This window comes from Foetidibacter luteolus, from assembly GCF_009650435.1.
In the GTDB taxonomy this organism is placed as follows: domain Bacteria; phylum Bacteroidota; class Bacteroidia; order Chitinophagales; family Chitinophagaceae; genus Foetidibacter; species Foetidibacter luteolus.
In genome coordinates, this window is the sequence record NZ_VVIP01000035.1 from 259,192 (window position 1) to 280,523 (window position 21,332).

General features: G+C 44.4%; 14 protein-coding genes. 6 read left to right on the plus strand and 8 right to left on the minus strand.

Translation table 11 applies throughout. The features are described 5' to 3' along the window. Positions 1–43: 43 nt before the first annotated feature. Positions 44–2,380, minus strand: a complete 2,337-nt coding sequence (locus F0364_RS10495) for a CIA30 family protein (protein WP_153797729.1) — start codon at positions 2,378–2,380, stop codon at positions 44–46. A 230-nt stretch (positions 2,381–2,610) separates the two neighbouring features. Continuing rightward, complete coding sequence (locus F0364_RS10500; RefSeq protein ID WP_153797730.1) at positions 2,611–5,742, minus strand: glycoside hydrolase family 2 TIM barrel-domain containing protein; 3,132 nt, start codon at positions 5,740–5,742, stop codon at positions 2,611–2,613. A 249-nt stretch (positions 5,743–5,991) separates the two neighbouring features. Between F0364_RS10500 and F0364_RS10505 the strand changes: the two genes are divergently transcribed. After that, complete coding sequence (locus F0364_RS10505) at positions 5,992–7,194, plus strand: ligand-binding sensor domain-containing protein (RefSeq protein ID WP_153797731.1); 1,203 nt, start codon at positions 5,992–5,994, stop codon at positions 7,192–7,194. Positions 7,195–7,314: 120 nt separating this feature from the next. Continuing rightward, a complete protein-coding gene (locus F0364_RS10510; protein WP_153797732.1) occupies positions 7,315–8,934 on the plus strand; it encodes a helix-turn-helix and ligand-binding sensor domain-containing protein in 1,620 nt (539 codons plus the stop codon). Positions 8,935–9,530: 596 nt separating this feature from the next. On the opposite strand, the gene F0364_RS10515 is transcribed toward F0364_RS10510, so the two are convergent. The 5 genes from F0364_RS10515 to F0364_RS10535 form a co-directional block, all read right to left on the minus strand. Next, positions 9,531–10,943, minus strand: coding sequence for a B12-binding domain-containing radical SAM protein (locus F0364_RS10515; RefSeq protein WP_153797733.1), 1,413 nt, complete (start codon positions 10,941–10,943; stop codon positions 9,531–9,533). After that, the gene (locus F0364_RS10520) at positions 10,940–11,749 is read right to left on the minus strand and encodes a class I SAM-dependent DNA methyltransferase (protein ID WP_153797734.1); all 810 of its coding nucleotides are present in this window, start codon (positions 11,747–11,749) and stop codon (positions 10,940–10,942) included. The genes F0364_RS10515 and F0364_RS10520 overlap by 4 nt, the downstream gene beginning before the upstream one ends. Positions 11,750–11,922: 173 nt before the next feature. Further along, a complete protein-coding gene (locus tag F0364_RS10525) occupies positions 11,923–13,380 on the minus strand; it encodes a B12-binding domain-containing radical SAM protein (protein WP_153797735.1) in 1,458 nt (485 codons plus the stop codon). A 107-nt stretch (positions 13,381–13,487) separates the two neighbouring features. Beyond that, a complete protein-coding gene (locus F0364_RS10530) occupies positions 13,488–14,618 on the minus strand; it encodes an NAD-dependent epimerase/dehydratase family protein (RefSeq protein ID WP_235921049.1) in 1,131 nt (376 codons plus the stop codon). A gap of 417 nt (positions 14,619–15,035) precedes the next feature. Next, entirely contained in the window at positions 15,036–15,884 is an 849-nt protein-coding gene (locus F0364_RS10535; RefSeq protein WP_153797736.1) for a 3-hydroxyacyl-CoA dehydrogenase family protein, read from the minus strand. Positions 15,885–15,989: 105 nt separating this feature from the next. On the opposite strand from F0364_RS10535, the gene F0364_RS10540 reads away from it, so the two are divergent. The 4 genes from F0364_RS10540 to F0364_RS10555 all read left to right on the plus strand — a co-directional run bounded on the left by F0364_RS10540 (position 15,990) and on the right by F0364_RS10555 (position 20,207). Beyond that, positions 15,990–16,850: a MerR family transcriptional regulator gene (locus F0364_RS10540; RefSeq protein ID WP_235921050.1), complete on the plus strand. Its 861-nt coding sequence runs from the start codon at positions 15,990–15,992 to the stop codon at positions 16,848–16,850. Next, the gene (locus F0364_RS10545) at positions 16,847–17,374 is read left to right on the plus strand and encodes a thioredoxin family protein (protein WP_153797737.1); all 528 of its coding nucleotides are present in this window, start codon (positions 16,847–16,849) and stop codon (positions 17,372–17,374) included. The genes F0364_RS10540 and F0364_RS10545 overlap by 4 nt, the downstream gene beginning before the upstream one ends. A 65-nt stretch (positions 17,375–17,439) precedes the next feature. Further along, the gene (locus F0364_RS10550; RefSeq protein ID WP_153797738.1) at positions 17,440–18,930 is read left to right on the plus strand and encodes a sulfatase family protein; all 1,491 of its coding nucleotides are present in this window, start codon (positions 17,440–17,442) and stop codon (positions 18,928–18,930) included. Between the two features lie 35 nt (positions 18,931–18,965). Beyond that, positions 18,966–20,207 (plus strand): hypothetical protein, encoded by a 1,242-nt coding sequence (locus F0364_RS10555; RefSeq protein ID WP_153797739.1) that lies wholly within the window; start codon positions 18,966–18,968, stop codon positions 20,205–20,207. Between the two features lie 232 nt (positions 20,208–20,439). Here F0364_RS10555 and F0364_RS29365 read toward each other — a convergent pair whose 3' ends face one another. Beyond that, complete coding sequence (locus F0364_RS29365; RefSeq protein WP_153797740.1) at positions 20,440–21,330, minus strand: TraR/DksA family transcriptional regulator; 891 nt, start codon at positions 21,328–21,330, stop codon at positions 20,440–20,442. Positions 21,331–21,332: the final 2 nt, after the last annotated feature.

Below are 21,332 nucleotides of genomic sequence, written 5' to 3' on the forward strand. Positions count from 1 at the left end.
TTTTTTTATTGCGAAGTGTATGCTTTAAAACAACATGTAGTTGCTATCTGAAAAGAATATTATCAATGTATATATTACCGTTGCCTTCAAACTTAAACTGGAATATGCTGTTTAACGCCACTGGTGCAAATGCGGTTAATGGTATATCAACACTGTTCCAGCCATTTGTGGTAGGCACACCAAGCGTATAGGATGTTTCCACCGGGCCCGGGCTTATAAGAAATACTTTTAACGAAGTTGAATTTGCGGTATAGTAGTCTATATGCAAATAGGTTTTTCCGGAAACATCCTGGTTGCTGCCCAATTGAAGGCCCTGGTAATTGAGACCGGAATACAGCAATGTGTTATTACCTGCAACAGGTGTTTGCGTAGTTACCGTTGCCTGCCCCCAGTTAGGGTTAAAATCAGAGCCTGCAACGTTTGTGTAAGCATCGCTGAAAATTGAAATAACATCCGCTGCCGGGTATGCCGGCGTGGGCGCTGCTACCGGTGGCACCGGCGGAATTTTCCAGAAATAAATATTGTCAAGATAAACATCAACTCCGGTACCGCCATCAAACTTAAGCTGGATAATACTGTTTAACGCCACAGGCGAAAATGCCGATAAAGGGATGTCAACACTGTTCCAGCCGGAAGTAGGCACATTAAGCGTGTATGGCGTTTCTACAGGGCCGGGGCTTATAAGAAATATTCTCAGTTGCGATGCATTTGCTGAATAATAATCCAGGTGCAAATAGGCATAAGAAGAAACATCCTGGCTGCTGCCTAACTGTACGCCCTGGTAATTAAAAGCAGCATAATACAATGCATTGTTTCCGCCAACAGGCGTTTGTGTTACTACGGTTGACTGGCCCCAGTTGGGATTAAAGTCTGTACCGGATATGTTTGTATAGCTATCGCTGAAAACAGAAAGCACATTTTCCGCAGGTGTGGAAGGCACAGGTGCGCCTGTTGGCGGATTTGTAGGGTTTTTGTAGAAGTAAACATTATCCAGATACACGTTAGGTACTGAGCCGGAAAGTACCAACTGCGCCAAATGCGCTTTATTGGTAAGCCCTGTAAACGAGGAAAGAGGAATATCTATGCCAACCCATTTTTTTGTTGCCAATACCGGGCTGGTAACCTCAATTTCATGTTGAGAATCATCCCCGCCGCCAAATACGCCGTTGGCGCCAAAATCAACAAGCAGTATCTTAAAGTTATTAGGCGCTTCTGTGGCATCCGGCGTCCACATATCTATATGAAAAACCTGCATGGAAGATGCATTGACAGGAGGGTTCTTAAATTCAATACCAACAAAATTCAAACTTCTGTATCTGATAATATCATCCCCGCTTACCGTAACAAAAAAGTTTTCGGTGGTTGAAAATTGCCAATGGGTATTCCAGGTATCTACAGGAACATTTGTGTACGCATTGCTGTAAAGAGATATAACGTTTGCCGCATCTCTTGTTGGTGCAGGGGCTGCCTCGGCGGGCATAATGGGTGCGCCTGTAGAGGTAATGCTCAATGAGCCTGCAGCAGTTTCGCTGCCAAGCTTTGCGGTTATGGTTGCAGTACCTGCATCCACAATGGATATTAAACCATTTTCTGCCACGCCTGCCACGCCTGTAGATGAGGATAAGAAGGTAAAATAGTATGGCGAAATATTAACCGTTTCGTTAATGCCCGATGGCAGGTTTACGGTTGCCATTAACCCATTAATTGTAATCTTATCGCCTGTTTCTGCTTTGGCAATGGTATTGTTTTGTCCATTAAATATTATACCGGTAAGGTGTGCCAGGTCTGCTATTTTCTCAAACTTCACTTCATCAATCCAAAAGGTATAACCGCGGTCATTTTCCGGGCCTGCAGAGTAATACATTAAGCCTTTTTCTGCTGTAAGCTTTGATGCATCAGGGATAGGAATGATTACCTTTTTCCAGTTGCTGTTAACAGCAACTGCATTTAATGTAACCAGGTATTTTGACTCTCCTAAATCGTTGCCGAAACCAATAGAGCCGATAGTAGCCGCCTGGGTAGCTTTTATGTAAAAGCTAAGCGCATTGTAACCGGATAAATTTCTGCCCGTTTTACTGTAAAACACCCCCCCCGCATACGAACCTTGCGGGCTGTTGGCATCCGGCACAGCAAAGCGCATGGATGCGGATGAGCTTGCATAGGTTTCCTGTTTATCTACCTGGAAAGCTTTTACGTCAGACCCGCCAAATGCCGAATAAGCAAGGTCTCCTGTAAAGTCATCTATAAACACTTCACCCGTAGTTGGGTAAGCCACATCCCTTAACCCCGTAATATCTCTTTTTTTACAACCCCCAAAAAACAGCAGGCCAAACACAATAAGGATGCAGGCTGTTATTCGTATTAATGATATATTTCTCATATCGCATGTTTATTTTTTGGTCAAAATAGTAATAGCTATGTATAAAAATCTTTACTGAGAAGTTGTGTAAAAACAATGAATTTTAATACCGGCAATTGTTTTTTATGGCATCGCCTGTTGCGTCGCAATCACTTCATCTTAGTACGGTATGGCAGCTTCAGTCTGCGGTTGCATCACCAAAACAAAATAGCACAGCTTCAGGCATAACAGCTTTGTTTCAACCAGTTTTATTATCTGCCAAGATTAATTTGAATGTATGTCCGTATTTCCCATTCATTGCCATCAGGAAAGCCAATAGCGTTAGGGTCGGGCACCCAGTTGCCAGAAGCATCAATTGTTTTTACAGGCGAATACCTTGGTGAATATTTATTCAGCGTTCTATATGTACCCCTTATACCAATTTTAGTTGACGGCAGTATAAACCAATCTGGCTTGCCAACTTCAGTAGAAATATCGGCCATTAACTGTAAGGGGAACGTAAGGTTAAAGTCACGGTGATAATCAAAAGGGCCCCAATCATTAAACTTCGCAACAGTAGCCAGCTTTATTTTTTTATAAATCGTTCTGATATCTATGCCTGTTCTGTTAATGGTTCTTTTATCATTACCATTAGCCTGGGCGTTGCCAATATAAAAATTTGCAATAAGCCCCAAGTCAGGGTTTACTTTAGAAACAAAGCGGGTGTTAACCTCCCATAAATTCTGGGCCGGGGCAGAACCCGGAAAGGCAAACAATGTGCGGCCATTTGCCAAAATACCAATTGCAGCGTCTTGTATTGTGGGCAGATGGCGGTAAACAAAATCAGCACTCATTGCAAATTTGGCATCTTCAGCCCTGTCGTTATCCCACTCGTACATCCATGTAGCAGGTGTTGGATCATAGGTTAACAATAACTCTCCGGCAACTGTTTCCCTGTTGGATCGTACAGCAAACGGATCATCCAAAATATTTCTTGGCCTTGCAGGGGCAAGGGCATCTGACGGAATGGGCCCCTCAATAGGTTTTTGATAAAGAAAGTTCGGAGCAATCTGGATGCTGCCATGGTTATAGGTAAAACCACTTAATACATTGTATTGGTTGCCGCTGCCGCAGTCTTTTAAACGCCAGCCGGTAAATGTTTTTGTCTGGTCTGGCCCGCCATTGGCAACCAAGCCCATATAAGCACCCTGCCCATACCATTTAAAGGCCCCGCCGGTATATGTAAACTTTATTTTACTGCCGAAATTATCTTTAGACTTTATTTCATCCTGAAACACCTTCTCGTTACCTCCTGTATTTCTTACCAACTGAAAAGTGCGCCCATTAAGCGGCTGGCCAGCCCATAACCCGCCAAGGTCAAAACCAAAATTTCCAAATTTTCTTGCTATGCTCATAGCGGCTTTCCTGGTTTTTGGCACCGGTACTGCTATTGAGCTTTGTATGCCGCTGCGCTGCGTTATATCCTCATGAAAGATTCCGGTAACAGTAAATTGTGCCACATTGCGGCTATATTTAACAAGAACCGCAGGGTTAGCGCCCCACCATAGTTCCGGGCCAAATGCAACTTTTAAACCTTTAATCGCTTTTTTACCTTCTATTTCAAAACCAAAAGGCGCTTCTCCATTGTATATGTCTATATTGGGCCCATAGTTAGCCTCCTGGTAAAGGCCAAAGAAATCGCCTTCATACCCCCAATGGTTGTGGCCCGTACGGTAAAAGGCATTCAGTTTAAAATACCTGGCATTCCAGCTTATGCTGCTGCGGTACAGTTGCAACCTGTTATTTGAGTTTACCTGCACCGTGCCGGTGGGCGTATTTACCGTTATTTTTCTTCCGCGGTTTTCATAAAAAACTTCGTCAATTGGGTTTTCAGCTACATTTCCCAAAACATTAAACTGAACATTTGCGGTAACATTTGAAGATGGCTTAGCGGTAATACCAATATTGAAAGATTCCATGCGGTCGAAGCCCAGCCTGTTGGGATATGTATTGGAATTGGGAACAACTTCATCCGGTGTAGAAATAAGGCTTCCGCCGGTATTATATGTTGTAAAGTTCGCCTGTAAATCACTTAAGTAAATCTTTCCTTTATCCTCAGCTATTGAAGCGGCTTTATCCCCTCGGGCCCGCAACATCGCTTCTGTAATTTCAGCATTGCCAAAATGGTTAAGCTGAACCTGGGCATCACCGCTGTAGGGGTTTATTTTGTGAATTTCTTTCAAAGCATAATATGCTGCCCGTGGATAAAGCGTATAAATGCCTCTTTCGTTGGTTTTGCCTTTTGCGCAAATACCAAACCATTCCTCGTTCATATTATTTTCGCCGGGTTTAAAATCATTGAGATAACCCCCATTTGCCCATGACGCGTCAGCATCGTGCTCATCAAGGTTTAAGGTTTGGCCTGTTTTCCACCATCCATCGCTAAACTGAAAAGTAAAACCGCCCAAACTGTTGCCGCTTTTACCCATACCTGCGGCATTGGCATACATCTCTTTCCAGTTACTTACCAAACATTTTGCCTGGTATTCCTGGTCTTCTTCATTGGCAAGGCTGTTATACGCATCCGCTCCAAACTCCGTAAGCATTACCGGTTTGCCATACTCTTTCTTAACCCTCTCATATAAATCTGTGAACGAAAAGCCGCGATAACTGTTGATACCCAACACATCCACATCCGTACACTCCTTAGCTATAATATCCAGAAAAAGTAAATCCCCGTTACAAATTGCTGCCGGATGAGAAACATCAATGGCTTTTATTTCTTTTACCGCGTCATTAAATAACCTGTATAAATGCTGTGCATCCTTTGTAGACTTTCTATCCTGAACAGGAATGTTTTCTGTTTCCGCCCCCCTCCAAAAAAGGCCATAGTTATTCTCGTTCCCCAAAAGAAACATCAGCACACCAGGAGTATTCTTATATTGGTTTACCATGTCTTTAACCTCGCTTAACAACAGTTCTTTTACCAGCGGGCTTGAATAATCGGTATTAGGTGCCCACTTGCCTTTAAGCGTAAGCCCGTAGCGGCCAAAAGAATGGTTTAGTACCGTGTAAATACCATAATTCTCATATATATATTTAATCCACCTGGCAGGTACGCCTGTATATTGGCGAATAGTGTTTACCCCCATAGTGCGCAGCAATGGCATTTCGTAATCCAGTGCAGCCTGTATTATATCATCCGGTTGCTTCCATAAGCTGTAAGAATAATTAGTGCCAATAGGGAAGTAATCCCAGTTCATCCCATTAATAAAAAACTCCTTTCCATTAACAATAAGACTCGAACCTCCACCTGTCATTTTGACTGCAACAGTATTTGATTGAGCCTTTACCGAAGCGGTGAAAAAGAAAAAAAGAAAAGCAGATACGATACTTTTTCTCATACAGCAATTTTTTGATTTGAATTGTAAGACCGTTAGTTTTTCAACAACCAGGCAATTTTTTCAGCAATCTTTTAAAAAAAATTTCTGCCGGGATGCAGGTAAAAAAGTGGAGATAAAAATAACTTTCCGAACCGCCCAAAACCTAAAAAACCACCACATCCCTACTACTACACTTTCAATTAAGCGTTATATTTGGCCTAAATACGTACATCTATAATACATCTTGGGCCATATACACTTTCTCTGCGGTTGTTTTTAGTAAAAATTACATTCCCTGCTTTCATCATTATGTTTGGAGATAAGCAAGGGTATGGCCAGGAAATAATAGGGCTTAATGAAATCAGGGGCATTACAAGAAATCAATATGGAGCAGGCATTCAAAACTGGGCTATAACACAGGATGTTAACAATCGTTTGTATGTTGCAAATAATGAAGGCCTTTTAATTTTTAATGGTACAAATTGGCAGATTCTCCCTGTTCCCAATAAAACCATTTTAAGATCTATTGCATTTGATAAGTACGGAAAACTTTATGCCGGAGCGCAGGACGAACTGGGTTATTTTGCCCCCGACAATGCCGGCAAACTTCAATATACTTCTTTAAAAGACCTGTTGCCAGACAGCGCAAAAAAGTTTGCTGATGTTTGGGAACTGGAGGTTGTTGGGAATGATGTTTTTTTCAGGACAGACCCCATAATTTTTAAACTCACAGGCCAAAAATTTACGTCTTACCCTTCTTCTTCCAAATGGCTTTCCCTGCACCAATATCAGGGCAAAGCAATAGCCCATGAAAAAGACCGCGGCTTATTTATTTACCAGAATAATACCTGGCAGCCATTTATTGGCGAAACCTCTCTGCCCCCCGGATTTTTTATTACCGATATAAAGCCCGGCTCCGGAGATACCTGCCTGCTGAGTACCACAAAGAATGGTTTATACTTATTGGTACAAAATAAGTTGGCACCATTTAAACTCATTGCTTCAGATTTTAATGCCAGCCAGCACTTTACTTCACTGTCATGGGTAGATGACAGTAGTTTTTTGGCGGGTACCTATTTTAACGGCGCATACCGTATAACAAGGCAAGGGAAAATACTGGAAAACATTTCAACAAAAAACGGGTTGCCAAACAATACCGTCCGTTGCATTTTTACAAATAAAAACGGAAATTCATGGATTGGTCTTGACAATGGTATTGTCTTCTTTGCCTGCAATAACCCCATAAAACATATCAACCCCGCTGCGTTTAACAATGGCGCCGGTTACAGCGCCAAAACTGTAGGCGGTAACATATATTTTGCGCTTTCCACCGGTTTGCAATGGCTGCCACTTTCTTCTGCAGCCGATTTAAGTTCAATTACCGCAAAACCCAAACTGTTGCTCAGCGGCTTAACCTGGAATTTATCGGTACTCGATAATCAGCTTCTTGTTGGCAGGGATGATGGCTTCTAGAAAGTAACCAACCATCAGGCCAGCCTCATATCTTCTAAAACCGGCTATTGGACTTATCGCCCTATTGAAGCAGGAACATATCCATTACAAATTGCAGCAGGTAACTACCTGGGCATCCAATTGTATGAAACAAACAACGGTAACATTCTGGAAAAGGGAGGCATCAATAAATTTTCAGAATCCAGCCGGTATGTAGAAACAGATGGCGCCACTATCTGGGTTTCGCACCCCTATCGTGGTATTTATAAAATTACCCTTCCTGACTATACGGTTACCCATTACAACCAAAAAGATGGCTTACCTGATGATTTGGATAACCATGTGTTTAAGATTAAAGGAAAAATATTGTTTGCAACTAAAAAAGGGATATATGAATACAACAAGCAAAATGATAAAATGCAGAAGGCAAAAGATTATGCCCTGTTATTCGGTAACCGCCCTGTACGTTACTTAACAGAAGATGACAAAGGAAATATATGGTTTGTGCAAGACAAAATGGTTGGCGTAGCAGATTATACAAATCAAAATCCTGTAATAAATTATATACCAGAGCTAAAAAATAAAATTGTAAGTGGCTTTGAAAACATATTTCCCTATAATACCAGCAATGTTATTGTGGGCGGTCAGGACGGATTTTATAACATTGATTACCAAAAATATCATCAAAGCATTCAGCCATTTACAGCCTATATAACATCGGTTAAAATAATCGGTTCTACAGACAGCATACTATATGGCGGCTACTCGCTCAATTCCTTAGTAAATAAACCGGCGTTGCCATATAAACACAACTCACTGCACTTTGCTTATTCTGCTTCCATCGTCCACCTTAATACAGAACTTGAGTTTAGCTACTTTCTGCAGGGCTTCGACAAAGGCTGGAGTATATGGGAGCAAACCAGTACAAAAGATTATACAAACCTTCCTGCCGGCTCTTATGTTTTTCATGTAAAAGCAAGAAATGGCCCGTCGCAGGAGTCTAAAGAATATACCTATTCCTTTAAAATAAGCCCGCCGTGGTACAAAACCTTATGGGCCTATATTTTATATGTGCTTACACTTTTTGAAGCATTATACCTGCTTTTTAAGCACCAGGTAAGAAAGCAGAAACAAAAAATGGAAGCTAAAAGACAGGAAGACCAAAAGAAATTTGAAGAAGAACAAAGGCAAATGGCTTACCTGCACCGCCTGCAGATGGAGCAATCTGAAAAAGAACTCATAAGGTTACAAAACGAAAAATTAGAAGTTGAGATAGAACGAAAAAATGCAGAGCTTGCCAATACTGCACTGAATCTTGTACAAAAAAAAGAATACCTTTCAAAAATAGCAGACATTCTAAATAAACTCAATAAACCTGGAAATGAACCTATTGAACCTGGCGAGTTAAAAAAGTTACTGCGCAGCCTGGGTTCAGAAGAAAAACTTGATGAGGAATGGAGGCAGTTCTCTATTCATTTTAACAACGTACACAACAACTTTTTAATCACTCTGCAAAACAAATATCCAGGTTTAAAACCCCACGAACTAAGATTATGTGCTTACCTCCGTATGAACCTTAGCAGCAAAGAAATGGCCCGGCTGCTCAGTATTTCTGTAAGAGGGGTAGAAATAAGCCGCTACAGGCTTCGCAAAAAGCTACAATTACAGCCTAAAGAAGATTTGTTCCAGTTTCTCATGCAGGTAGATGCAGAAGGCAAAAGCCCCAAGCAAAATAACCAAACTTCAGAATCCACAACCTAAACTACTTTCATATATGCCCCGGCTTATCTCAAAAGCAGGTTGTTGATGGTATGCACCGCGTAAAACTTTGCAATAGCATTCTTCAATCTCGCCACAGGGTTGCAGGGCTATTGTATTGTTTGCACCAGAATTTTTTTTAGGGGGTGTCCCTCGTACCTCGGGCCGGGCTTTCCGCTATTACTCCGGCACAAGGCCCTGCTGCTATGGCCTCACCGGGGTAACCGCTTCAATCCCTCACCCGACGGTGCAGCCTGTTGTTTTTCCTGCGGGCAGGTTGTATGCCTTGTAAATAAAAAAAGCAACACCGCATTTCATCCGGGCAATTTATAGCATGTACAGGATAAAAATATTCAATAGCCGTAGCACTAAATATGAATAGGCCGGATTTTATCCGGGGTTGGCATTTGGCGATGGTCTCTCAACACCAACAGGGTTGAAAAAGCTATTCACATCCTCATCCTGTTTGCGGTACACATATAGCCCTCGGGGGCGCTACTGCACGTTTTACGCAGCATCTATTATAACCTGGCAATAAAAAACCATGCAGACATTTCTTCGGTTGGTTCTTTGGATGGCTGTTGCTAAACCGGTTTCATTTATTGGCTAATTGTGCTGGCCGGGTGCCCCTTTATTTTTTCCAGCATCATTCCCGTACGGGCGGCCAGGGCTTTCAGTTTCAGCTTCACCTTTAGTAAAGCGGCGTTGCTCTTGCTGTACAGTACTTCATTCTGTATCCAGCTCATAGCGTAGTGATAGTAGCGGCGGTTATAAGCACGTTTAAAATCTATATCCCTGTCGGTACTGGTCTCCCAGGGCAGGTTTTCAATAAACACATCTTCTACCTCACTGTAAAGCGGCGTTCCTTTAATGGGGTAGGCTACGGTAATGGTGTACTGGTCTGGGTTTGAATAGCGCAGGTGGTGCAGGGTTTCTTTAATATCCTGCTCGTTTTCCCCGGGATAGCCCAGCATAATGAATGTGCCGGCCTGCATGCCATACCGTTTCACCAGCCTGATCATTTCCCTTACCTGCTCCACTTTAACACGGCGGTCCATAGCGTCAATAATCTTTTGCGAGCCACTTTCAGCGCCAATCCACACCCTGAAGCAGCCACTTTCTTTCAACAGTTGCACTACTTCTTCCGTAAGCCTGTCTGCCCGTGAAATAATTTCGTAGGGTACAACCGCTTCACGGGTTCGCACTTCCATCACAAATTCCTTCAACCATTTGTGGTTAATCGTAAATACATCATCCACAAACCAAATCATATCAAAGCTATAATGCTGTTTTAGCCATTGCATTTCATCCACCACCAGCTTAGGGTTTCTGCGGCGGTAGCTGGCGCCATATACCGCACGGCTGCACCATTTGCAGGAGTATGGGCAGCCCCGCATGGTGCTTACATTTACCATGCTTGTTCCATGGCGTTGCTGCCATACATCAAAGTATTGCTGCAGGTTTATTTTTTGCCTTGCCGGAAAAGGCAGCTTATTAATGTCCCTGATTAGTACGCGGTCTTCATTGGTAACCACTTCATCGTTGTTGTTAATATAGGCTATGCCCGGCACAGCTTCCAGCAGTGGCGTGGGTTCTTTTTCAAATAGTTTTACCAGCTCCAACATGGTATCTTCCCCTTCGCCAAACACAACCACATCAGCGCCATAGCGTAAAAAATTCTCTTTATGGTTCCGCACCTCCGGCCCGCCCAGTACTATTTTGGTATTAGGTAAAAGCTGCCTGTTGCTGCGGATAAAATGAATCACCTTCAGCACGTTTAGTTTGGTCATTAGGTTGGTGTAAATGGCAATGATATCCGGCTGGTCAATCAGTATACGCCGTTTTAATTCTCCCGGCGACTGGAACGTGGAATCAAAAACTTCGTTGGCATAACCGTTTTCTTCCAGGTAAGCGGCAATGTACAGTATGCCCAACGGTGGGTATGGCCGCATAATCTGCTGTTCTTTGGCATCTTCGGCAATAAAGTATCCATGCGTAAGCAGTATTTTCATTGCCCTTTCTTTTTAAGTATCATACAAAAATGATCTGCAAAAGCCGAGAACATGGTATGGTTGCCCCAGCCATTATCCCAACGGTTAAACCTGTTTAGCCACGATGGTTTTGCAGCAAAATAGCGCTCCAGGTAAGAGGGGGGAACAAAAAAGCCAACCGGGTTTACCTGTTGTTTTTTAAAATGCTGCCGGAAAATTTTTTGCAGGGTCCAGGGGTGATAGTAATAAACCGGCAGTTGATTTTCACCGGCTTTGAACAACGTAAATTTTTGCAGGCGCCTAAACGCCCTTTTAAAATCCAGCTTCACCGTATAATACAGCATTTCCCAAAGGCAAAACCGGCCCATTACCACAAAAACCAATACCGCTCCGTTTGTAGTAAGGGTGGAAAGGCTGTTGCAGAGCACCTGCATTTCCTTGTCATCAATACAATTAAGCCCGCCGAAATTTGAAAGCACCAAATCAAAATGCCGGTTAGCAAAGGCTGCTGAAATGTTCGCAAAGCTACAGACCTGCAACTCCAGGCCACCTTGTATATTTTGGCCTGAGGCTTTTTGCCTGGCCTGCTCAATCATGGCGGCTGAAGCGTCTGTTGCACAAACGTAGTGCCCCAGTGCGGCAAGCCTTACAGCATCTTCTCCGGTGCCGCAGTTGAGTTCCAAAATATTGAGCGGCTTTTGATAACGGTTTAATACAGGTAGTAGCAGTTTCCACACTTTATCTCGCTGCAGCTTTCCGATACGCGTAGCGGTAAAATCACTGTCGTAAGTGCCTGCCATAATATCGAAAGGAGAAGTTGTGATCATACGCCTGTAAACAGCTTTAATAATTTGATTTTATCTACGCTTAAATGCCGCCATATTAACCGGACGATGAAGTGCTTGCGACGCAACGATGATGCTATGGAAATATGTCGCTGGTATCATAGTCGTGAATGGTCAATGGTGAATAATTATGCTTGGTTAGTATTACAGCCCGGCTAGTATTGAAACGCCTTCATTTTCTGCCGGTACATAAACCCGGTATACCAATGCCAGGGTACTTTGACAATTCTTTTTACATGCGCAAAGCGTAAACCCCACGGCTGCCTGAACAACTTTTGTACATCCGCCTTTGTGGTAGCCAGGTTAAACCTGCTGTGCACATAGCGGTGCAGGTGCTTGTAAAAAGGGGCAGGATAAGTATTCCTGAACATCAGTGCCAGTTCATCAGAATCTGTCCAGTTGGCTTTTTCACGCAACTCAGCTTCTACGCTTTCATAAAACTTTGTGCCCGGCAGTGGGTACGAAACTGAAATGCCAATATCACTGGGCAGCAACCGGCTAATCATGCGTATGGTTTTTTCAATATCTTCTTTTGTTTCGCCCGGGTAACCAAACTGAATAAAAAAAGAAGGTTTCATACCGTACTTTTTTATCAACCCTGTCGCTTCCTCTATCTGTTGCAGCGTGGTGCCTTTGTCCATAGCATCCAGTATTTTTTGCGAGCCGCTTTCTGCCCCCATCCAAATATTACTGCACCCGCTGCGGGCAAGGCTGGCTATATAATTTTCCTGCAACAGCAAATCTGCCCGGCATTGAATTTTGTAATTCAGTTGAAGGTTCTCCTGTTGTGTTAACTCCGCAAAGCGGTTTACCCAACCGGGTTTAAGGCCAAAAATGTCATCACAAAACCAGATACGGTCAAATGGGTAGCGGGCTTTCAGCATCTTTATTTCCGCCACTACATTTTCCGGTGAGCGGGAGTTGTACCGGTTGCCATAAATGGGCTTGGCACACCAGTTACATTTAAAGGGGCAGCCCCTTGTTGTAGCCAGGTTTATGGAAAAATAACCGTGGCGTTGCATCCAAACCTCGCGGTAAACATCCAGGTTAACCAGGTCCCATGCGGGAAAAGGCAGTTCATCCAGTTCTTTTAATACCATGCGCCGGGCGGTTTTAATGGTATTGCCGCCCTGGCGAAAAGCAATGCCCTGGATAGAAAAGAAATCAGCACCGGCTTTACCCAGTTGTGCAACCAGCTCTTTAAGGGTTATCTCTGCCTCGCCCAATAAAATAAAGTCGGCGCCATTGTCCAGGTATTTTTCAAAATGATCGGTGGAGTCTGAACTGGAAACAATTACGGTGCAGCCTTTTGCTTTGGCTATGCGTATCATTTCAAAGGCTGCCTCCCGCATGTTGGTAAGGCACATTTTGGTTAAGTAGTTAAAGCCGTCATCATAAATGGTAAAAATCTCCGGCTGCATGCTATCAATATGCGGAACAACTTCTGCAGCGTTATGTGCAAACATGGTATCAAAAATCTTCACTTCGCAACCCTGTTGCCGCATTAACGCTGCTGCATACATGGTACCCAGGGGTGGGTATGGCTGCGCCGTTTTCCATTGCTTGGCATCGTACCGGTGAAACCATGAGTGGGTAAATAGAATGCGTTTCATACGTGTTTGGCGTAAGGCAATGTACGTATAGCACATCAACAACTTACAGCCTTATGAATACGTATAACAAGTAGCGGGGTTGCCTGTGGGCTTAAAAGGGTGCTGCTTTATAGCTGGTACTGTTGTTTTAATTCCGCGGCAATGCGCTCTATAGATTCGTTCAGCGGCGTATATGTAAAGCCGGGCAGGTATTGCAGCAGCTTGCTGTTATCAAAATACACTTTGGTTAGGGATGTGCGGGCTGTTTCTTTTGTAAGCATTGGCGTTTTGCCGGTAAACATGCTTTTAACAGCTTCTGCACGCCACACAATTTCCGCGATTAGGGGTGTAACCTCCCGGTGCGGCGGCCTTTTATTAAAGCTGTTGGCAATAGCGGTAAACAGTTCACGAAAAGAGATATTTTCTGTGTTGATGATAAACCTTTGGGAGTGTATGTCGCTTTCCATCAGCATTATCATGGCTTTTACCACATCGGCAACATCGGTAAAGCCGCTGATGCCATTGGTATACCAGGGAAACTCTTTATAAGCGCTCTTAAACAATTCTGCGGAGCCCTTGCTCCAGTCTCCGCTGCCCAGTATAATACTAGGGTTAACAATAACAGCGTTAAGGCCCTCGCTTATACCGCGCCACACTTCCATTTCTGCCAGGTACTTGCTTTTGCCGTATTCGCTGTTGCTGGTTTCCGGTGTCCAGAACATGGTTTCATTAATGCTTTCACCTTCCCTTATCCTTCCCAACGCGGCTACGGAGCTTACAAAAACCATTTTTTCAATCCCGGCATCCAGGCTGGCATTTACCACATTGGCAGTGCCTTCAATATTGGTTTGCTGCAGTACATGTTTTGTTTTGGGGCTAAAAGAAACAATGGCGGCGCAATGGTACACCTGGCGGGCATCGGCCAATACTTCTTCCAGCGCAACAACATCCAGTATATCGGCTTTTACCCATTCTATACCGGGCATATTGCCTGCCGGGGCAGTTCTGTTGTACAGTGCCCTTACCTGTTTACCCTGCCTGGCCAGTTCTTTAACCAGGTGCGAACCTACCAGGCCCGTAGCGCCTGTAACTACAATCATAGCTTTAGTTTGAAACCCAAATTTGGCAAATGGCGCTAAAGGTAAGCATGCAGCGTAAATGTTGCTGTTGTTTTTAGCATGAAGAATGGGGTGGCCGGCTTTTGGTTCATTGTGGGAGGCATCGTTGCGTCGCACTACGTTCATCGGCTGGTATTTCATGGCATCTTTTCAGCCCGGGTAGTTTATTGGTGAGTGGTGAGTAGTGAGTGGTGAGTGGGTGCATCCGCTTCGACTTTCATCATTCAAAATTCCTTGTTCCTTGTTCGATATTAGGTTCGTGAGTGGTGAGTGGGGGTGCATTCCGCTTCGTCGTTTTATTATTCAAAATTCCTTGTTCATCGCAATCGCAAGTGAGCGTGAGTAATCGTGAATCGTGAGGGGGCGCTCTTCCTTCCTCATTCAAAACTCCTTGTTTCTTGTTCGATATTAAGTTCGTGAGTGGTGAGTGGGGTGCATTCCGCTTCGTCCTTTCATTATTCAAAATTCCTTGTTCATCCCAATCGCAAGTGAGCGTGAGTAATCGTGAATCGTGAGGGGGCGCTCTTCCTTCTTCATTCAAAATTCCTTGTTCCTTATTCAATATTCGTAAAACCCTTTGCCTGTTTTTTTGCCCAGTTCACCCTTTGCAACTTTGTCCTGCTGCAAAGCGGAAGGTTGCAGCCGTTCAGGTTTATCAAGCTGCTGCCAGATACAATCGCTAACCGTGTAGTTAACATCAATGCCAATAAGGTCCATCAGTTTAAATGGCCCCATTTTAAAACCGGCGTTCTCCATGGCCGCGTCAATAGTGGCAATATCTGCCACACCTTCCTCAAGCATTTTCAATGCTTCCAGGTAGTAGGGGCGGGCCACACGGTTTACAATAAACCCGGGCGAATCGTTACAGATAACAGGCAGTTTGCCCAACTGTTTTGCAAAGCTGCTGATGGTTTGCACAACAGCTTCACTGGTTTGCCGGCCTCGAACAACTTCCACCAGTTTCATGAGTGGGGCAGGGTTAAAAAAATGCATGCCCACAACCTGGGCAGCATAGCTTGTGGCAGCGGCTATTTTAGTTACGGAAAGGGATGAGGTGTTGGTGGCCAAAACAACGCCGGTATTATTTACTTCTGCAAGCTGATTAAAAAGCGCCGCTTTAACATGGATGTTTTCAACAACGGCTTCAATAACCAATTCTGCCTGGCAAAGCCCGATATCTGTGGTATAGGAAAGGTTGTTATGTATGGTTGCTTTTTCCGCGGCAGTTATTTTGCCTTTCTCAACCAGCTTTTGCAGTTGCGCTATAATGCCGGCCCTGCAATTGTCAAGTGCAGCTTCCGAAAGGTCGTACACAACGGTTTCCACTCCATGCATAGCGGTAGTTTGCGCTATGCCACCCCCCATGGTACCTGCCCCGCAAACGGCAATTTTTTTAACTGGTTGCATACGGTACAATTTTTGGCAAGTTGTAGCTGCCTAAGATACGTACATCTTATCCACCATACTTCCAAAACCACGCTTATGTTTTTTTTTGAATCTTAATTTTACCTGATGAAGCAGTTAGATTTATTTGGCATGTGGGAGGAAGCTACCGTAAAGGCTAATGACATTAAGCCTGTTAAACCGGTAACAAGTAACGATGCACTGGCAACAGAAGTGCTTGTAGCCGTGAAGCCGGATGAAGAACCGTTGGTTACGGAGCCTGAAGCACCGGCGAACGATTGGTTGCATGTAACTGTTTCTGCGGCCGGCGATGAAGAAAAAGACGAGTTGCCTGCCGACAGCCTACCACAGGTTGCAAGCATAACAGAAGCCGCCCCGGATGAAACAGTTGCCCTGCGGCAGCCGGTATCCTCTATTATATTTGAAGATGATAAAATTGCCGTGAAGGTTAAGCTGAAAGAGAAACCGCTGCCAGCACCGGTGCAGCAGGTTGCCAGTGAAGAAAAGCCCGCAACCGAAGCAACAGCCACATGGAAAGACCCGGAGAAAAGGCCCTTATTGGCAGTGGTAAAAAAACGCGGCAGAAAATCTTTTAAGGAAATAGATGCTGAAGTAGATTTTGTGGAAGTGCCCGATGATGAAGTGTTGTTTCAAAAACAGTACTATGCCATTAGCCAGGTAGCCCAATGGTTTCATGTAAACACATCGCTGGTACGGTATTGGGAAAATGAGTTTGATATTTTAAAGCCACGTAAAAACCGTAAAGGCGACCGCCTCTTTCGCCCGGAAGACGTAAAAAACCTGCAGGTAATTTACTACCTGCTGCGGCAAAGAAAGTTTTCTATAGAAGGAGCAAAAAAGTACCTGCGGGAAAACAAAAAAAATGCCGACACCAATCTTCAGCTTATACAATCTTTAACAAAATTCCGCACTTTTCTTCTTGAATTGAAGGCTAACTTAGGCGCATGAGCAACGCATTGAAACGCTTTTTCGCAACAGCGATATCCCTGCTTTTTTTGTCTAAAACATACGCCCAAAACAGTACGTTTGAAATTATAAAAGACGATGAAACCAAAGTGCTGAAAGGTATTTTAAAACGCTCTGATATTGAGGCTGATACCGCCTTTCGCTGGTTTAAGCAGAACTATGATATTACCCCAGCCAGTGCTGTTGCTGTTGATGCATTTAAAAAAAATGCATCCAAATTCCAGGTGGTTGTTTTTGGTGGTACCTGGTGCCACGATACACAATACCTGCTTCCACTTTTTTACCGCCTGGCAGACAGTGGTGGCCTGCCCGATTCAGCAATTTCCCTGATTGGTGTTGACCGGGAGAAAACCGCATCCGGCCATCTTGAAAAAGCCTTTAACGTGCTTAACGTGCCTACCTTTATTGTGATGAAGGATGGCAAAGAAATAGGGCGTGTTGTAGAATACGGTAAAGAGGGAGAAATTGATAAAGAGCTGGGCGCCATTGTAGCTGGTATTCAGTAATTTGTTCTGCCGCTAAAAGTTCTATGTGAAATGTGCTGGTTATATTTACCGCACAATTCTTTTCCATGAAAAAAGGAATGCTGCTTCTTAATTGCCTGCTCTGCGGCCTATACTTCGCTGTTGCCCAAACCAAACCTTCGCTTAATTTGCAAAAGACGGGAGATAAACCCCCAATGAACGTCATCTTCATCTTAACCGATGACCACCGGAATGATTTCATGGGTTTTACAGGTAAAATTCCCTGGCTGCGTACCCCTAATATGGACAGGCTTGCAAAAGAAGGGGCCTGGTTTAAAAATGCTTTTGTAACCACCGCATTGTGCTCACCCAGCCGTGCATCTATCTTGACAGGACAGTATTCGCATGTGCATACCATTGTTGACAACAGCGCACCGGCCCCGGAAAACCTGGTATATTTTCCGCAATACCTGCAACAGTCAGGGTATCAAACAGCCTTTTTTGGTAAATGGCACATGGGCGACGAAGATGATGCGCCACGGCCCGGATTTGACCATTGGGAAAGTTTTAAAGGCCAGGGCATTTATTACAACCCGGTATTGAACATTAACGGCAAACAGGTAGCACACGCAGACTCTGCCTACATCACCGATGTGCTTACGCAAGATGCAGTACAGTGGCTGGACAAACGGAACAGGAGCAAGCCATTTTTTATGTACCTGTCTCACAAAGCCGTGCATGCCGAGTTTTACCCGGCCAAAAGGCACCGGGGTATGTACAAAGGCAACAACCTGCCGCTGCCAGCCACCTACTGGCAAACACTATCTGATGAATACAAAAAATACAACTGGCCGGAGTGGGTTAAACAGCAACGCCATAGCTGGCATGGGGTAGATTATATGTACCACGGCCATCACGATATAAACGATATGGTACAGCGCTATTGTGAAACATTAATGGCTGTTGATGAAAGTATTGGCGCCGTGCTGGAATACCTGCAAAAAGAAGGCCTTGACAAAAATACCATGGTGGTGTACATGGGTGACAACGGTTTTAGCTGGGGCGAGCACGGCCTTATTGACAAACGCCACTTTTATGAAGAATCTGTAAAAGTGCCCTTCCTGGTATATTGTCCGGGCCTGTTTAAAGGTGGCAACACCATAACCCGAATGGTACAGAATATTGATATTGCCCCTACCGTTTTGCAATGCGCAGGCCTGCAACAGCCGGCTTATATGCCGGGCAAATCTTTTGTACAATTATTAAAGGGAGATAACAGCAATTGGCGTGACAAGATATTTTACGAGTATTACTGGGAGTACGATTTTCCCATGACGCCTACCATGTTTGGCGTGCGTACCGATAAATTTAAATACATACATTATAACGGAATTTGGGATACCAACGAATTATACGACCTGGAGAAAGACCCGGATGAAAAATTTAATTTAATAGAAAAGCCGGAGTACCAGCAAACTGTAAAACAACTGGCCGACACATTATACGGCTGGCTGGAGAATACCAATGGCATGCAGATACCCTTGAAGAGAACATTGCGCCATGCTCATGGAGATTACAGGCACCCCAATCAATATTAACCTGCCTTAAGGGCAGGAAGCCATAAACTAACAACGTGCTCAACAGTATCATCTTTGCAGGTTATCTTGTTTTGTTTACATGGCTTGTAACAAGGCTTGTTTTTTTCAGGCAATCCGGTATGGGCAAAAAATGGCTGGCCGCATTATTTATAGCTAAAGTTTGCGCAGGTGTGCTGTATGGCCTTTTTTATTCCCTGCCGGCTTATAAAGAAGGGAGCGATTCTTTCCGTTACTTCAATTTAAGCCTGGCAGAAACAGATTGGCTGCTGCGGGATCCGGCTGGTTTCGTTAAGGATTTTTTTTCTTCAGGATACAATGAACCCAGCAACCTTTTTGCCGCCAAAAACTCTTACTGGAACGATCTTAAGGACAATACGATCATCAAGCTGCTGGCAATTTGTAATGTGTTTACCGGCCGTAGTTATTTTGCCGATGTTATACTCTTTAACTTTCTTTTTTTCTTTGGTAACATAGCCTGTTACCGGCTGGCAGCGGCTTCTACAAATCTTACAAAACCCTTGCTGGTAGCGGCATCGTTTTTAATACCATCATTGCTGTTCTGGTGCAGCGGTATTCATAAGGATGGGCTGGCGTTCAGTTGTACTACATTGTTACTGTACTATTTCCATTTGGCGTTGCAGGGTAAAAAAGTAGTGCAGAACATTATGGCCTGCCTGATCTGCGCCCTGCTGCTTTTTGCTTTACGCAACTTTATGTTGCTGTTGCTTTTGCCTGCGCTGGCCGTTTGGGTGTTAGGAGAAAGGTTTCCACGGAAAAAGATAGTTATGGCCATTGGGGTGTACCTGCTTTGCCTGGTACTATTTGTAAGCGCTCCGTACATACACCCTTCGCTTAATTTATACCATTATCTTGCTGAAAGGCACAATGAGTTTAATAACCTGGCTGGCGGCTCTAAAATAATCACCCCGGCATTAGAACCAACCTTTGGCAGTTTTGCCCGGTTTCTGCCTGCCGCAATTGACATCGGTTTTTTGCGGCCGCATGTTAACGAGCTGCACCATGTAAGCTATATTCCGGCTTTTGCCGAAAACCTGGCGCTTTGCCTGCTGATAGTTATTTGTGCTGTGAGGTTTAGAAGGGCGGCACTATTGCACCCGCTATGGCTTGCCTGCATTTGTTTTAGCATAAGCATGATTATTTTAACCGGTTACACCGTAACTTTTTCCGGCGCTATAGTTCGTTATAAAAGCGTTGTGCTGCCCTTGCTGGTTATACCGCTGCTGCAGATATTATTGGGGAATAAAAAAAGGGTATAGCCTTTTTAGAGTTAGAAATTTCGGTTTGCCTCGAAACCGGCAGCGTGTTTCTTTTTGCGCCAGGGATTGCAGCGGATACCCCGGTGAAGGTTTTGTGCAGGGGATTTGTGCCGGAGTATGAGCGGAAAGCCCGGTGCCCATCGCCTTAGCGTGGGCAGGCGCCCTTAAATACTGTGCAAAAACAAAAAGCAGGCTTACACCTGCTTTTGTTTTATAAAGAAAAAATATCATGTTACTCCCCATTACCGCCAGAGCCGCCGGGCTTAACAAGACCCAGTTTAGCTTCAAGGCTAAGCGTGGCATGCGGCACAGCGCGGAGGCGGGCTTTGTCAATAAGCTTGCCTGTTACGCGGCAAATGCCATAGGTTTTGTTTTCGATGCGTATCAGCGCTTTTTCCAGGTGGTCTATGTAAGTAATCTGGCGGCTGGCCATTTGGCTTAATTGCTCACGTTCCATACTCATACTGCCATCTTCCATGGTCATGTAGCGGCTTTCGGCTTCATCGCCACCAAGGTCATCTTTACGGGTAATTAAACCCTGTAAGTAAGCCAATTCTTTTTTAGCTGCTTCCAGCTTCTTATTAATAAGTTCTCTGAACTCTGCCAGTTCGGCATCTGTATATCGTACCAATGGATCGTTTGTTTTTGAGGTTTCTTGTCTCTGTTCCAAGGGTTTATACTCCGGTTGATAAGGCACACTTGTCTTAACCGTAGTCTTTGGAACCTTTACTTCTTTCACAGGTACGGGTTTGGCCGCAGGTTTAGGTGCAGGGGCAGTTTTTTCTGCCACCTTTTGTTTTACAACGGGTGGCGGCGGGGCCGGTGCTTCTTTTTTAGCTGTTTTAACAGGTGCTGGCGCCGGTTTTTTTGCCGGGGCGGCTTTTTGCACTGGTTTTGGCGGTGCGGCTTTTTTTACGGCGGCCTTAGGGGCAGGTTTGGCGGCAGGTTTTACCGGTTTTGCGGGCGCCGCTTTTTTAACCGGGGCCTTAGCTACGGGCTTTGCCGCTGCTTTGGCTTTTTTTACTGGCGCCGCTTTTTTAACCGGCTTTGCCGGTGCTGCTTTTTTAGCAGGTTTTGCCGCGGGTTTCGCCGCTTTCTTAGGTGCAGGTTTTTTTGTTGGCATAC

Coding starts and splice junctions, on each gene's coding strand:
- F0364_RS10535 (WP_153797736.1), bottom strand. CDS start 15,884: ATGCAACCAGTTAAAAAAATTGCCGTTTGCGGGGCAGGTACCATGGGG.
- F0364_RS10530 (WP_235921049.1), bottom strand. CDS start 14,618: ATGAAATACCAGCCGATGAACGTAGTGCGACGCAACGATGCCTCCCAC.
- F0364_RS10500 (WP_153797730.1), bottom strand. CDS start 5,742: ATGAGAAAAAGTATCGTATCTGCTTTTCTTTTTTTCTTTTTCACCGCT.
- F0364_RS10520 (WP_153797734.1), bottom strand. CDS start 11,749: ATGATCACAACTTCTCCTTTCGATATTATGGCAGGCACTTACGACAGT.
- F0364_RS10495 (WP_153797729.1), bottom strand. CDS start 2,380: ATGAGAAATATATCATTAATACGAATAACAGCCTGCATCCTTATTGTG.
- F0364_RS10515 (WP_153797733.1), bottom strand. CDS start 10,943: ATGAAAATACTGCTTACGCATGGATACTTTATTGCCGAAGATGCCAAA.
- F0364_RS10540 (WP_235921050.1), top strand. CDS start 15,990: ATGAAGCAGTTAGATTTATTTGGCATGTGGGAGGAAGCTACCGTAAAG.
- F0364_RS10545 (WP_153797737.1), top strand. CDS start 16,847: ATGAGCAACGCATTGAAACGCTTTTTCGCAACAGCGATATCCCTGCTT.
- F0364_RS29365 (WP_153797740.1), bottom strand. CDS start 21,330: ATGCCAACAAAAAAACCTGCACCTAAGAAAGCGGCGAAACCCGCGGCA.
- F0364_RS10550 (WP_153797738.1), top strand. CDS start 17,440: ATGAAAAAAGGAATGCTGCTTCTTAATTGCCTGCTCTGCGGCCTATAC.
- F0364_RS10525 (WP_153797735.1), bottom strand. CDS start 13,380: ATGAAACGCATTCTATTTACCCACTCATGGTTTCACCGGTACGATGCC.